Here is a 12,680-nt window from a genome sequence, read left to right on the forward strand (position 1 = left end):
GGGGGGGGGGGGTGGGGGTGGGGTTGGGGTTTGTGCGGGGGGGGTTTTTTTTGTGGGGGGGGGGGGGGGGGGGGGGGGGTTTTTTTTTTTGGGTGGGGGGGGGGGGGGGGGGGGGGCCGGCCGGGGGTGCTCCCTCCACGGCCGGGCACCCGAGGGGACCACAGCCCGCACCGGGCCGCCAGGCCAAGCCGCCTGCGGCGGTCGCGCAAGCGCGAGCCCGGCACCCCGGCACGGCCCGCGGTCGGCTGACGCCTGCCCAACCGCGGAGGGAGCACCCCGACCGGGACGGTATGTGGCGTGCGGACGCCAGAGGGAACCCGGAAAAATGCGGCCTGAGCTGCGATTTCGGCTTGACCTGCCCCCCAAAACTTGATTGAATTAGCAGTGTCGAAAGGGGGCGGGAATCCCCGGCCGACACCAGGGCCCCCGGGCCCGGCACCGAATCACCTCAACCGAACGGAAGACCCATGATCACTGTGGATCTCGTCAAGCGGCGCGGGCAGTACCTCGTTATCGCGGACGACCAGGACGCGTTCACCAACTGGGCTGAGTACATGCGCGAGGACCGGCTCCCCGAGCGGCGCGTGGTGCACGTCGAGCGCCAGGCCGACCACCCGGTCGAGCGCGAGGCGCAGTGGGACGAGCTGTCGGGCTCCGTCCTGGACGCCGGATCGGAGTCGCTGAGCCTGCTGACCGTCAGCGCCGTCAGCCACGCGCACGCCGCCGCCATCGCCCGGCTCGAGTACGCCGTGTTCAACGCCGCCGTCCGGATGGGCGAGGTCATCGACACGCACCTGGGGTACGGCGGCTGCGGGTGGGTCGCGGTCCGCATCACGGACGGCGGCAGCGACGGCGAGCTGTACGGCGACTATGCGCAGGCCTTTGCCGCCCAGGTGCACCCCGAGGAGTGCACCTACTTCCCGATCTCCCCGCTGACGCCGTGGACGCCCCGCATGCGCGAGGAGCACCTGGAGGCCATGACCCACCTGCGGCACAGGTGCATGGTCCACGGCACCCCGACCTGCCGCTGACCCGCGGCCCCCGGTGACGCGGGCGGGGGCGGGAATCCCCGCCCGCGCCACCGGCCCGGCCGCCCGACACCGATCAACCTCAACGAAAGGCACGAGCATGACCACGACCACGACCCTGGCGTTCCGACTCGGCACCCCGGACTGGGAACGCCGTTACCCCGTCCTGATCGGCGAGAACACCGTGATCGGCGCGGTGTTCCGCTGGCACCGCGACTGGCTCGCCCTCACCAGCGAGGGCGAACACAACCTCGGCCGCCCGGAGAAGGGCCGCCGCGGCGTCCCCCAGGCGGCCGCGCAGGCGGCGGCCGCGCACGTGGCCGCCGAGTACGCGGCCGGTCGTATCACGGCTATGTCCCTCGCGGACGTGACGGCCGCCGTGCCGGTGCCGGACGGTGACGTGCCGCTGCTGCACCCGCGGATGCCGCAGACCCCCCGCAACGTCGAGACCGCACAGCAGGTCATGACCGCGCTGGCGCTGCACCGCTGGAAGCCGTACACCGGCTTCCCCGGCAGCGACAACCCGTGGTGGCAGGAATGCGAGCTGTGCGGCTGGCAGGGCCCGCGCTACTGGTCGCACCAGCGCGGCCGCAACGGCGAACCGCCCAGCACCTACCGGCACCCGGCGTCCGCCGAGTTCGGGGCGCCCGCCGGGTGCCTCGGTGACGCCAAGGTCCGCGAGCTGATCGCCGCCTACGGCCAGTAGCTCCGCCCCGCCGCTCGCCCAGCCAGCCGGGCCCGGATCACCCCGGGCCCGGCTGGCCACTGGTCGTGGGAAGGCAGCCTCACGACCAACGAGCCGGCGGGCGCCGGCCGCAGACGCAAGGCGGCCGACGGGGCGCAAAAGCGTGGGAATCCCGTCGGCCGCAAGGCCCGGCCACCGAAGGCCCTCAACAGGCCGTCAACCGAGCACGCCAACATGGTAGACGCGTTCCGCACACACCGAGGAGCAGGACTGATGAAGACCATCGACGGACGGCTGTACGCCACACGGGCCGAGCTGTCCGAGCGTGCCGGGTACAAGGGGGACGCCACCCTGCGCGCCCTTTGGGCGGACCGCGAGGACAACGGGCACCCGCCCGCCCGCCGGATCGACCGCGCCCTGTACTGGGACTTGGAGGAGTGGGAGCGGTGGTTCACTGCCTACCAGCGCCAGCGCAACGGCGTCGACTACAGCGGCAGTCCCGACGAGGAGCTGCCCCCGGCCGGTCAGGCCAGGGTGCTCGGGATCGACGTCAGCGCGATCAGCCACTACCGCGACAACCCGCCGCCCGGGTGGCCCGCCCCTGTGCGCACCACGGAGCTGGAGAGCGGCCGGGTGCGCGAGTACCGCACCCGGCGCCAACTGTGGGAGTACGCCGACTCCCGCCCGCGGGCCGGGACGGCCGGCCGCCCGCCGGCGAAGGGGCCGGACCCCCGCATCGCCCTGGCCGTCGAGGCCCTGGCCGCCGAGCCCGGCCGGAAGGCGGGGGAGATGGCCGCCGCCCTCGCCGAGCGTCACGGCGGAGGCCTGAGCACCTGGAAGAGCATCGTCACCGAGGCCCGCAAGCAGGGCTGACCGGCGACCGGAGCGCGCCCGGCCAGCCCCGCCCCCGACCGGGCGGACGCTGGCCGCTGGCGCATCCGTGAGAAGGTCAGGAAACCGGCCCTGATCTGCGATTTAGCCTTGACCTGCACCTCGGAACTTGATTGAATTAGCAGTGTTGGAACGGGGCGGGAATCCCGGACCGGCGCCACCGAGAACCCTCAACGATCAAGGAAGGTCCATGACCGAGACCGAGCCGGGGGAGCCGACCCCGCAGACCTGCCTCCGGGTCGCCCGCGAGGCCGCCGCCCTCGCCGCCGCCGCTGACGACCACGCGCTGAGCGCCGTGTGCCGCAGCAGTTCCCGCAACGAAGCGCGCCTGGAAGAGGTCATGCACGCGGTGCACCGGGAGGCCGTCGAGGCCGAAGGGCACGCCGCCCGGGCGGAGCAGTGGGCGGCCGACCCGGAGATGCCGGACAGCGCGCTGCGCCACTGCGCCCGCGGCGCCGTCGACTACGCAGTGCGCGCCCAGGAGGCGGCCGGGGTCGAGGTGACGGCCGCCGCCCTGCGGACCGAGCTGGAGCGCAGGCTCACCGCCCAGGAGCACGCGGAGCTGGAGAGCGAGCTGCGCCGCCGGGAGGCCGAGCAGGAGGCCGCCGAGCGGGCCGCCACCGGCATGGACAGCGACAACCGCCACCTGGCCCGGATGAACGCCTACTTCGCCGAGAGCGCCGTGCCTGCACTCGGCTGGAGCGCCGGGCACGTCCGGGTGATGGAGGCCGCGGAGACCGGCCGCCTGTACTGGCGTGACGGACAGGCCCGGCAGGCCGCTGCGCACGGCGTGTGGAGCGGCGGCCGCCGGGTCCACCGGGAGCGGACGCAGGACCTGCGGGCCGCCGGGTTCCTCACGGCGGTCGCCGCCGCCGACGGCGCCCAGGTGCTCAAGCCCACCCCGATGGGGCAGGTCGCCCTGGAGTTTGCGCGGCTGTATCCGGCGGGCCTGTACGACAGTGACACGGCGGCGTACGAGGCCCGGTACGCCCGCGTCGCGAAGCGGTACAAGCGCATGGACGACAAGAAGGCCGCCGCCCGCCGTCTGCCCGCCCTGGAGTACGGCGCGGTGCGCCTGTACCGGCGGCCGGTGACGCTCGCCGAGCAGGAGGTGCGCGCCGAGCGCGAGGCCGCCGAGCAGTGGGAGGACGAGGGCGGCTACTGCCCCGGCGTCCCGACCCCCGCTCCCGCCGTCGAGGACACCGCCCGGTGCCCCTGCTGCGGACTGCACAAGGTCACCGTGGCCGGTGTCCTCACCCCCCACAAGGCCACCCGCGCCGCGGTCGAGGACTGCCCCGGCAGCGGACTCCGGCCCGGCACCGAGACACCCCGCCCGGCCGCCGAACCCCGGACCGAGGACGCGCCGGCGGCGGCCGCGGAGCCCGCCCCGGCACCGGCTGCGGACGAGCTTCCCTGGCCTCCCGGGGTGCGGCTGGTGTCGCTGATGTCCACCCGCTACCGGGACTGGTGGGGGCTGGAGTGCGGCCGGTGCGTGCCCGGCGTCAGCGCCCCGCTGCCCGGCAAGTGGGACGACAAGGGCGACGCCCGGATCGCCGCCTACGCGCACTACGACGAGGCCCACCGCCCGGCCGACGACCTGCTCACCGAGCAGGAGATCGCCGAGGTGGAGCGCTGGCCGCTGTCGGACGCGCAGCGCACCGTGCTGCACCGGGCCGAGCACGCCGAACTGCGCGAGTACGACGACGGGTTCTGGGCCCTGGACTGCGTTCCGGACCGCTGGGACGTCAACAAGCGCGTGGCCCGCGCGCGGGTGACCGGACTGTGGGCGGCCGGGCTGCTGGACGTGCACCTGGACAGCTCCGGCCGCCGTCTGGTGAAGTCGCCGACGGCACGCCGGGTGGTCCGCCTGCTGTGGCGTGCGAAGCGCCAGGGCGTCGCCGAGGCAGCCGCGAAGGACGCCAAGCTCACCCCGCTCCCCAAGCGCAGCAACGGCTACCCGCTGTTGTCCGAGGGGCGCTACTTCAAGGGCGAGCAGCGGCCCGCCGACGACGCGGCCCCGGCGGAGCCCGCCGCCCTCCCCACGTCCACCGAGACGGCCCCGCCGACGGCCGCCGCCGTGCGCGCCGAGCAGCCCCTGCTGCGGCGCCTGTTCGCCCCGCGCGCCGCACGCAAACAGCGTCCCGCGCACGACCTCCACACCGTCATCCGGCGCCCCCAGCGGGTCCTCACCGCCGAGGAGCGCGAGCGGGTACGGGACACGGCCGCGCTCAACTTCCAGGGCGCCCTGATCATGGGCATCATCGATCCGGTCCCCAACGCCTCGCCGATGCCGGAGGAGGCGGGTGCGTGGGTGCGCGAGCACGTGTGGCCCGAGCACCTCCAGCAGATCGAGCGCAAGTACCCGCACGGCTTCGCACGCTGGAGCATGTGCGAGCGGGGCACCTGCTGGAACTGCCTCTCCGGGCGGTGCGACATCTGCGTCCACCGCCAGAAGGGCGGCCCGGACGTCGACCGCAACCAGGACTGGGTGACCGACCATCGGGGCCGCAACGTCGCCCGGCTCATCCCCCGGCCCGGCGGCGAGCCGTGCGTGTGGTGGTGCCGGTGCGCGTGCCCCAAGGACGGCCCCGCTCCGGCCCGTCCGGCGGCGAAGGCAAAGCCCGCTCCGGCCGCCCCGCCGACGGCGCCCGCGCTCGCCCCGGCACCGGCCGCGACGCCGGTACGGGCACCCGAGGAGAGCGCCGTGCAAGCCGCCTTGTGGTGACGCGGGGGGCGCTGCCCCCCACACCCCCCGGCCCTCTCTCGGAGGGGGCGGGGGGACGCGTGCCGACCTCGCGGTGAGCGGGTGGTGCAGGGGGGGGGCGGCCGGGGGACTCCCTCCCCGGACGGGCACCCGAAGGGGACCACAGCCCGCGCCGGGCCGCCAGGCCAAGCCGCCTGCGGCGGTCGCCTCCGGCGAGCCCGGCACCCCGACACGGCCCGCGGTCGGCTGACGCCTGCCCGACCGAGGAGGGAGCCCCCCGACCGGGGCGGTCGTACGGCGTCCCGACGCCGGGGCGGAAACGTCATGTGACCTGCGCAAACGCCTTGACGCACCCCCTAAAACTTGATTGAATTAGCAGTGTCGGAACGGGGCGGGAATCCCGGACCGGCACCACCGAGAAGCCTCAACGACAAGGACCACGGGCACATGATCGAGACCGAAGCAGCGCAGCGGGCGGCACTGCCCGAATGGCTCGCCGACGTGGCGGAGGACCAGGAGGAGGACGCGGCGGTCCTGTGCCGCGCAGCAGGACACCCGGACCTGATCGAGTGCCGTCGCACGGCCGATCTGCTCGCCGACCTTGCCCAGACGAACCTCGGCGAGGACGCCGAAGGGTGGGCACTGGACGCCATGCTCCGCGTCATCCAGTGCGCGTACGCGATCGCAGACGGCGACATGGAGGAGGCCGCCGAGTGCGGCAGCGCAGCCAAGGGCGAGCGTGCCGCCATCACGCTGGACAGGCTGGAGTCCGAGGCAACCGCCGCCGACCGGCTCGCGGGCCTGGACCGAGAGACCTACAAGCTGCTGCAGTGGTATGCCGCGCCCTGGCCGATGGAGTGGCTGTTCCCGCCGGCGAAGGACGACCAGGATCGCGTGATCCGCCCCCGAATCGTGGTCCTGTTCACCGGACCGGGCGGCCTCACGCACGGCATCCTGCGCATCCTGCAGGCCAACGTCGACGTGGTCGGCGTCGACCTGGACCGGGGTGCCGTCGCGACGTCGACGGCCGCCGGGTACCGCGTCATCCACGCCGACGTAACCGACCTGGACCCCGAGCACCCGTGCCTGCAGCACGTCACCGGTATCGCGCTCACCCCGCCGTGCCAGGCGTACAACCCGTCGGGCCTGCGCAAGGGCCACTACGCGGGCGCAATCGAGCTGATCGAGCACACAGTTCTGGAGGCCGCCGCAGCCGCCGGTTTCTGCCCGGTCATCACCCCCGAGGGCGGCGACGTGGCACCCGGCTGCGAGGACGGCTACGCACCCCGCCTCAAGATGACCTGGGACGAGATCCGCGAACCGCTGGAGCAGCTTGAGGACGCGCGCGCCGGGCTGATGGCGGAGGTCGTGATCTGGCCCCTGGCGATGCTCGCCCGCGGCGGCAACGTGGAATGGGTCGCTGTCGAGCAGTCGAGCGCCTTGCCCGCCCGGATCGAGGCCGCACTCATGACCCGGCTGAGCGAGGCCGGATGGCACACCACCGAAGCGTTCACCCTGGACGCGGTCGACTACGGCTCTGCCTCCCACCGCAAGCGCCGCCTCATGGCCGCCTACCGCGGTGAGCACCCGTTCGTCGACCTCACGCCCACCCGGCCGTTCCCCGTGACGACGTTCGCCGCGGTCGTCGGCTGGCCTACCGGCCGCACCTACCTGACGCGCGGCAACCGCCCCGTCGACCCGGTCACCGGCCGCGCAAAGGGCGGCAGCTCCCGCAGCGCCGACCTCCCGTCGACGTGTGTGACGGCGACCGCCTACGGCTGGACTTGCGCCGAGACCGGCGAGCGCATCACGCAGGAGGACATCGGTCGTCTGGTCGGCTTCCCGGCGGACTACCCGTGGCGCCATGTCGGCCGCGGCCGCGGGGTGCGAACCCAGGCCCAGCAGGCCGCCGATGTCGTCTGCCCGATGGTGTCGGCAGCGCTGTTCGGCCGCATCCTCGGAGATCGGCAGTGGGAGACCAAGGTCCGAGCGTACGTCGAGGAGCTTTACCGCCCTGCGGCGGTCGAGAGAGGCGGACAGGCGCTTCTGCGGAGGCTGTTCGCCCCGCGCGTCCCGACGCACTACATTGTCCGGTCACCTGTCGCTTGACCGGCGCACGCACCACTACGACGAAGGGGCCCCGCAAAGCGGAGCCCCTTCTCTGTGTCCGGTCCCGGTCCTGTCACACGGAGGCGGCGGACGACACATCGGCGGCCGTGGAGGAGCTGTCCTGTGCTGGGATGCCGCCCGCCGGCGAGCCGCCCGCGTCGGCCGCCTCAGACGCCTGTCCACCGATCCGCTTTCCTGCCGAACGGGATCGCTTCCGCGGCCGCTTCACCGGCTCGTCCGCGCCCAGATCCGCCAGCTCGACCGCTGTCCAGCCCGCCGCTTCAGCATCGACGTACGCCTTGCCGTACGGCTCGTCGAGTGCGGCGAGCTGCTCCAGCAGCATGCTCCGCTTGGCCAGGATCTCCACGAGCGGGCCCGCCGCCGCTTCCCGGCGTTCCTGAAGTGCCCTCATCTTCTGCAAGATCTCATCCGCGCTTGGCATGCAGTGATCGTAGCTTCGGCATTAACGCAGCCGCCTGATATCCGGCCTAGTGCCGCAGGCGGCAGCGGTTTTGACCTCACGTCACGAGCAGCTCAGGCCTTCTGAGGGAGCAGTAACCACCGGAAGCGAGTTAGTGCTTACTGGGCCCAGTAAGCATGATCTCCGGCTTTCGGCCCACTACTGTGGGCGGCCGGTGATCTTTGGTCCGAGCACGGACCGGGGTTTGGAGGGGGATTGCTGTGACCGAGCCACCGGCAGCGGATGGCCGGCGCCGCGTGCCGAAGCGTCGCCGCGAACGCGAGGCCGCTGGAGCTCGCGACAACCGCATCAAGATCTCCTACAACAACACTGAGCTGGCCATCGTGACCGAGGCCGCCGCACGCGACAACCAGGCCCTTGCCTCATGGGTCGGCGCCGCCGCCTTGAATGTGGCCGCCGAGAAAGTCGTCCCCGTCTCTACCGACTCCCGCGACGTCCTCGCGGAGCTGATCCAGGCCCGCAACCAGGCCTCGCGTATCGGCAACAACGTCAACCAGATGACGAGGGCCTTGAACGCCGACGGCACGATCCCCGATGCACAGCTCGCGGCCACATTGGAAGCCATCCGCAAGACCGTTCAGCGCCTGGACGAGGCGACGCTTCAGGTGATGCGTGAACGGCGTCCGCGGCCGTGATGCCGAAGAAGGCACGAGACGGCACCGACACCTGGGGACTGCTGGACTACCTGTACGGGCCGGGCAAGAGGGACGAGCACACGGACCCGCACATGGTGGCTTCGTGGGACGACCCGTACGTCGAGGACCCAGCACGCTCGCTCAACATGACGATCGCCGACCTGGCGCTCATCCTGGACGCTCCGGTGCACGCCCTGCTCTGCAAGCGACCGGCCAGGCACGTGTACCACGTGGCGGTGCGCAACCCGCCCGAGGATCGGCTCCTGACGGATGAGGAATGGGCGCGCGTCGCACGCGAGATGATGCATGCCTCCGGCATCGCCCCACACGGTGACGACCAAGCCTGCCGATGGGTCGCGATCCGACACGCCGATGACCACATCCACATTGTCGCGACGCAGGCCCGGCAGGACGGACGGCTGCCGCGGCTGCGGCAGGACATCGTGCAGATGCACGCGGTCGCGAGGAACTTCGAGGTCGAGTTCGGACTGCGGCGTCTGAAACACGGCGACAAGACCGCACGGATATGGCCGAAGACCGGGGAGCAGGAGAAGGCGGCCCGTCGAGGGCTTTCGGAGCCGGTCCGCGAGACACTCCAGCGCACGGTACGTGAAGCCGCAGCCGCCGCGGTCAGCGATTCCGACTTCTTCGCTCGGCTCACCGCGTCTGGGGTCCGAGTAAAGCAGCGCGTGGCGCCGGACGGAAACGTCACCGGCTACTCCGTCGCGATGCCTGGTGACCGTGACGGCGGGCAGCATGCGGTGTGGTTTTCGGGTGCCCGGCTCGCCTCCGATCTGTCTCTGCCACGCGTGCGGGAGCGCTGGCAGAACCCGGTGCGTGTACCTGCGGTTGCGCCGGCGGAGATGTGGCGTGAGGCGGAGCTCCGGGTGCGGGCGGCGGCTGAACAGCTCGGCGCGGGAGGGCTGCACCAGGGCGCGGGAGACGTCGCCGCACTCGGCGATCTCATCGTCATCGCTGCGGTCATTGCGCCGCGCATGGTGCGCGACCGGCTGAAGGACGTGGCCTTCGAGTTCGAGCGTGCATCGCGTGTCCCGGGTGACCGGGCGCTCGAAGGTCAGTCGCGCAGGCTCTACCGGGAGTCGGCGTACCTGCTGTCCCGGTCGGCGGCCGCGGCAGGACGCAGTGACACGGTGAGCGGACTGGGGTTCCTGCTCGCCCTGGTGACCGCGATCGAGGCCTCCCGTCGCTGGCATCAGGCGCAGGAGCACCGTGCGCAGGCGGAGGCCTCCGGGAAGGCTGGCCGACTCCTGCGTGAGGCGGTCGAGGTGACCGCCGGCGCGAGCGCGGCACGCGCGTACAGGCCCCGTCCGAAGCGCAACGCCGCCCGCTCCGCGGGGGTCCGCCGGAAACCGGCGGCGTCAGGCGAGAGGCCGATGGCCGGTGTGGTCCAGGAGGCGCTTCCGGTGCATGCGCGTGAGGTGCTTGCGGACCCGGCGTGGCCCGCGCTGCGCACACGGCTGGCAGCGGTCGAGAAGGCGGGGGAGGACCCGGTCGACGTCCTCGCCGCGGTCGCCGCCCGCAGGGAGTTGGGCTCAGCGGACTCGGTCGCCGAAGTGCTTACATGGCGGCTGGACGGGTGGCAGCGTGAGCGCGGTGCGACGGCGGCCGCCAACGGCGGAGGCTCGTTGTCGACGGCGCCGGGCGGCACCGACCGTTTGGGTACGACGCGTAAGCCGGAGACCCCTGGAGCGACACGGCGGCCACCGGGTGACGAGCAGCATCGGGGTCCGCGACGGGCCCGGTAATCGAGGGGAGCGAGCATGGCAACACCAACCCCAGAGGGACAGGCCGGGGAGGCGTTCGCGCAGGCGGCCGCCGAGGCGGTGCAGACGTCCGTGATGGCGATCCGCTTAGTGCTGGCCATCGCGGACGCGGTGCGCCGTCAGCAGCAGAAGAGGGCCGGAAAGGAGGGCGACCTCCCCGACGCGGAAAAGTCGACGGCGCAGGCCTCGGCAGAGGTGAAGAGACTCCTGCCGGAGGACATCGGCACGGCCATGCTGGAGAGCGCGGACTGGCCGGGCCTCGCGCAGCAGTTGATGGCGCTCAGGAGCGCCGGGGTGGACCTGGAGGCGATGCTCCCGCGTGTCGGTGAGATCGCTGTGACGGTGCGGGACCAGGTCGCGGCGAATGCCCAGCAGGTGGCCCGCGAGGGCACGGAGGAGTGGGCGAGGGCGCTGCGCGAGACGCTGCCGGCGGGACCGGTGCGTGAGGCGATCCTGTCGTCGCCGAAGTGGCCGGAGATCGCGGCGACGATGGCGAAGCTGGACAAGCACGGGGTCGACGTGAGGGCGATCCTCGCGTCCGCGCACGAGGAAGGCGTGGGCGTCGATCAGGCGGTCGCGAAGGTGCTCGGGGCAGCGCAGGTGCCCACCACGAGCCGGGACGCGAAGCTGTCGTACGGGCCGCTGACCATCGGTCTGGACATCCCCAGGGACCTCGACCTGGGAGACCGGGAACAGGCCCTTCGGCAACTGGCCATCCTGCCCTCGGAGAACCAGAAGTTCGCGTCGATGGTGCGTGATGCGTTGCCCGGCAGGGAGCGGGAGGCGGGACTGCTCATGTCGGCGCGTCACTGGCCGTTGATCGCCTATCGGATGGCCGACATGGAGAGCAAGGGCCAGCCGGTCGCGGCGCACCTGGCCCGGTTGTCGCAGGACACTGACTGGCTGCTGGGCCCGCCGTCGCAGATGGGGATGCGACTGATCCAGGCAGCCAACGCCGCGCTGCGCGAGCCGCTCGGTGCGCCGGCGGGATCCGGCGAGTCGACCCGAGAAGTGAACAGTACGGCGGCCCGGTCTACGTCACCGAGTGTGGCACCTGCTAAGGCGGCCGCGAGGAGCGCGGCACCGGTCATCCCAGGAGTGGCCGCGCACCGGCAAGCCGGGCCTGCCGCGCAGCGTGGCCGGACCCGGTAGACCGACGGACGGCGGCACAGCCGTGTCGGGACTCCGCTCGATGAGCATCGTCGAGCTCGTAGCCATGAGTCGGCTTCTCGTAGAGGCGTGAATAGGTTCCGTTATAAGGATCGGCGACTGCCACGACCAGCAGATAGCCCCGGGTTACTGGTACTTGTACTCCTCGCAACAAGGCGCCTGGAACGGTTCTCGGATCGCGGCGGACCACCCTGCGCTTCGTGACCCGGCCGGCGCACATGGGGTCGGCACGCGATGAGTCAGGGTCGGCGGCTGCTGTTCAACCCGAAGTCCATCCAGGAGAGGGGATCGGCCGTGGGCGGTCAGATAGATCAGCGGACGGTGTTGCTCCTGCTTATCGGGGGCGGGGCCACGTATGTCGCCTTTGAGAACCCCATACTTGGCGCCGCCCTCGTGACGGGTGTCGCAGTTGTGACACTGCTCCATCTCCTGATGAAGGATCAGTGATCAGGGCCTGTGTCGCTGGTCCGATCAAGCATCGGTGGCCCAAGATCGGGGCGACTCTTGGAAGGGTCAGGTTGAGCGCGTCACCTTCGAGAGCGCGCGGGGCGTCCCTGGTTCGCCGTGCCTACTGAGCAGAGGTATCAGCTGTGGTGGGGGAGTCCGGGTCGGCCTGGACAGGGATGGTCCTGCGGTGGGTGCGGCGATACTCCTCCACCGTGGCCACAGCTGCGTTGTAGAGGGTGGGGCTCATGCCCGCCCTCTCCGGGCTTATCTCGCTCCAAGGCGTATTGAGCAGGCGCATGGACTGCACGAGGGCCTCCACGACGAGAAGGGTGGCGCTGATGGCCGTGACGAAGGCGGTGTAGGTCGCCAGCAACGAGGCAGGCCCCTCGTCCTCGTCGGCGGACCAGAAGACCGTGAACACGACGCCGAAGAGAAGAGCCGTGGACATCAGTGCCCAGGCCAGGCCCAGGGCGATCAGGCCGATCGGACGCAGGACCTGGCGTGGGCGGGTCTGGTCGGCCGCGAGCTGCAGCTCATCGCGTGTTGGTTCTTCACCGGCCTGCAGTCGGTCGCTGATCACCCTCAGCGCCGCCTCCTCGCGTGCCACTAGCTTCGTGAAGTCTGCCACCGCCGCTTTGAGGAGGCCAAGGAACTGGACGGTCCCGACGACCAGTAGGGCGATGTCGACCCCTACGACGAGGGCCGCGTATTCCTGCGTCATGACCAGATTCAAGGCACTTCTCTTT

General features: G+C 71.8%; 10 protein-coding genes. 8 read left to right on the forward strand and 2 right to left on the reverse strand.

Annotation, left to right across the window (positions count from 1 at the left end; genetic code table 11):
- Nucleotides 1–467: 467 nt before the first annotated feature.
- From ACIGXJ_RS35595 to ACIGXJ_RS35615, 5 genes are all read left to right on the forward strand, one after another.
- The gene (locus ACIGXJ_RS35595) at nt 468–1,031 is read left to right on the forward strand and encodes a hypothetical protein (protein ID WP_399654572.1); all 564 of its coding nucleotides are present in this window, start codon (nt 468–470) and stop codon (nt 1,029–1,031) included.
- Nucleotides 1,032–1,128: 97 nt separating this feature from the next.
- Complete coding sequence (locus ACIGXJ_RS35600; RefSeq protein WP_399654575.1) at nt 1,129–1,734, forward strand: hypothetical protein; 606 nt, start codon at nt 1,129–1,131, stop codon at nt 1,732–1,734.
- A gap of 252 nt (nt 1,735–1,986) precedes the next feature.
- Nucleotides 1,987–2,586: a hypothetical protein gene (locus ACIGXJ_RS35605; RefSeq protein WP_399654577.1), complete on the forward strand. Its 600-nt coding sequence runs from the start codon at nt 1,987–1,989 to the stop codon at nt 2,584–2,586.
- Between the two features lie 208 nt (nt 2,587–2,794).
- Complete coding sequence (locus tag ACIGXJ_RS35610) at nt 2,795–5,329, forward strand: DUF6248 family natural product biosynthesis protein (protein ID WP_399654581.1); 2,535 nt, start codon at nt 2,795–2,797, stop codon at nt 5,327–5,329.
- A 426-nt stretch (nt 5,330–5,755) separates the two neighbouring features.
- On the forward strand, nt 5,756–7,417 hold the full coding sequence (locus tag ACIGXJ_RS35615; protein WP_399654583.1) for a hypothetical protein: 1,662 nt from the start codon (nt 5,756–5,758) through the stop codon (nt 7,415–7,417).
- Nucleotides 7,418–7,490: 73 nt separating this feature from the next.
- Here the strand turns inward: ACIGXJ_RS35615 and ACIGXJ_RS35620 are convergent, their stop codons facing one another.
- Entirely contained in the window at nt 7,491–7,859 is a 369-nt protein-coding gene (locus ACIGXJ_RS35620) for a hypothetical protein (protein ID WP_399654587.1), read from the reverse strand.
- A gap of 239 nt (nt 7,860–8,098) precedes the next feature.
- On the opposite strand from ACIGXJ_RS35620, the gene ACIGXJ_RS35625 reads away from it, so the two are divergent.
- The 3 genes from ACIGXJ_RS35625 to ACIGXJ_RS35635 are packed head-to-tail and all read left to right on the forward strand — an operon-like array spanning nt 8,099 to nt 11,469.
- Nucleotides 8,099–8,533, forward strand: coding sequence for a MobC family plasmid mobilization relaxosome protein (locus ACIGXJ_RS35625; protein WP_399654590.1), 435 nt, complete (start codon nt 8,099–8,101; stop codon nt 8,531–8,533).
- Nucleotides 8,533–10,299, forward strand: a complete 1,767-nt coding sequence (locus ACIGXJ_RS35630; RefSeq protein ID WP_399654592.1) for a relaxase/mobilization nuclease domain-containing protein — start codon at nt 8,533–8,535, stop codon at nt 10,297–10,299. The genes ACIGXJ_RS35625 and ACIGXJ_RS35630 overlap by 1 nt, the downstream gene beginning before the upstream one ends.
- A 15-nt stretch (nt 10,300–10,314) precedes the next feature.
- Nucleotides 10,315–11,469 carry a hypothetical protein gene (locus ACIGXJ_RS35635; protein WP_399654594.1) on the forward strand — a complete coding sequence of 385 codons (1,155 nt, stop codon included), beginning with the start codon at nt 10,315–10,317 and terminating at the stop codon, nt 11,467–11,469.
- A gap of 586 nt (nt 11,470–12,055) precedes the next feature.
- Here the strand turns inward: ACIGXJ_RS35635 and ACIGXJ_RS35640 are convergent.
- Nucleotides 12,056–12,655: a hypothetical protein gene (locus ACIGXJ_RS35640; RefSeq protein ID WP_399654597.1), complete on the reverse strand. Its 600-nt coding sequence runs from the start codon at nt 12,653–12,655 to the stop codon at nt 12,056–12,058.
- Nucleotides 12,656–12,680: the final 25 nt, after the last annotated feature.

Source organism: Streptomyces sp. NPDC053367 (genome assembly GCF_044545925.1).
In the GTDB taxonomy this organism is placed as follows: domain Bacteria; phylum Actinomycetota; class Actinomycetes; order Streptomycetales; family Streptomycetaceae; genus Streptomyces.

Coding starts and splice junctions, on each gene's coding strand:
- ACIGXJ_RS35595 (WP_399654572.1), top strand. CDS start 468: ATGATCACTGTGGATCTCGTCAAGCGGCGCGGGCAGTACCTCGTTATC.
- ACIGXJ_RS35635 (WP_399654594.1), top strand. CDS start 10,315: ATGGCAACACCAACCCCAGAGGGACAGGCCGGGGAGGCGTTCGCGCAG.
- ACIGXJ_RS35640 (WP_399654597.1), bottom strand. CDS start 12,655: ATGACGCAGGAATACGCGGCCCTCGTCGTAGGGGTCGACATCGCCCTA.
- ACIGXJ_RS35605 (WP_399654577.1), top strand. CDS start 1,987: ATGAAGACCATCGACGGACGGCTGTACGCCACACGGGCCGAGCTGTCC.
- ACIGXJ_RS35630 (WP_399654592.1), top strand. CDS start 8,533: ATGCCGAAGAAGGCACGAGACGGCACCGACACCTGGGGACTGCTGGAC.
- ACIGXJ_RS35615 (WP_399654583.1), top strand. CDS start 5,756: ATGATCGAGACCGAAGCAGCGCAGCGGGCGGCACTGCCCGAATGGCTC.
- ACIGXJ_RS35620 (WP_399654587.1), bottom strand. CDS start 7,859: ATGCCAAGCGCGGATGAGATCTTGCAGAAGATGAGGGCACTTCAGGAA.
- ACIGXJ_RS35600 (WP_399654575.1), top strand. CDS start 1,129: ATGACCACGACCACGACCCTGGCGTTCCGACTCGGCACCCCGGACTGG.
- ACIGXJ_RS35610 (WP_399654581.1), top strand. CDS start 2,795: ATGACCGAGACCGAGCCGGGGGAGCCGACCCCGCAGACCTGCCTCCGG.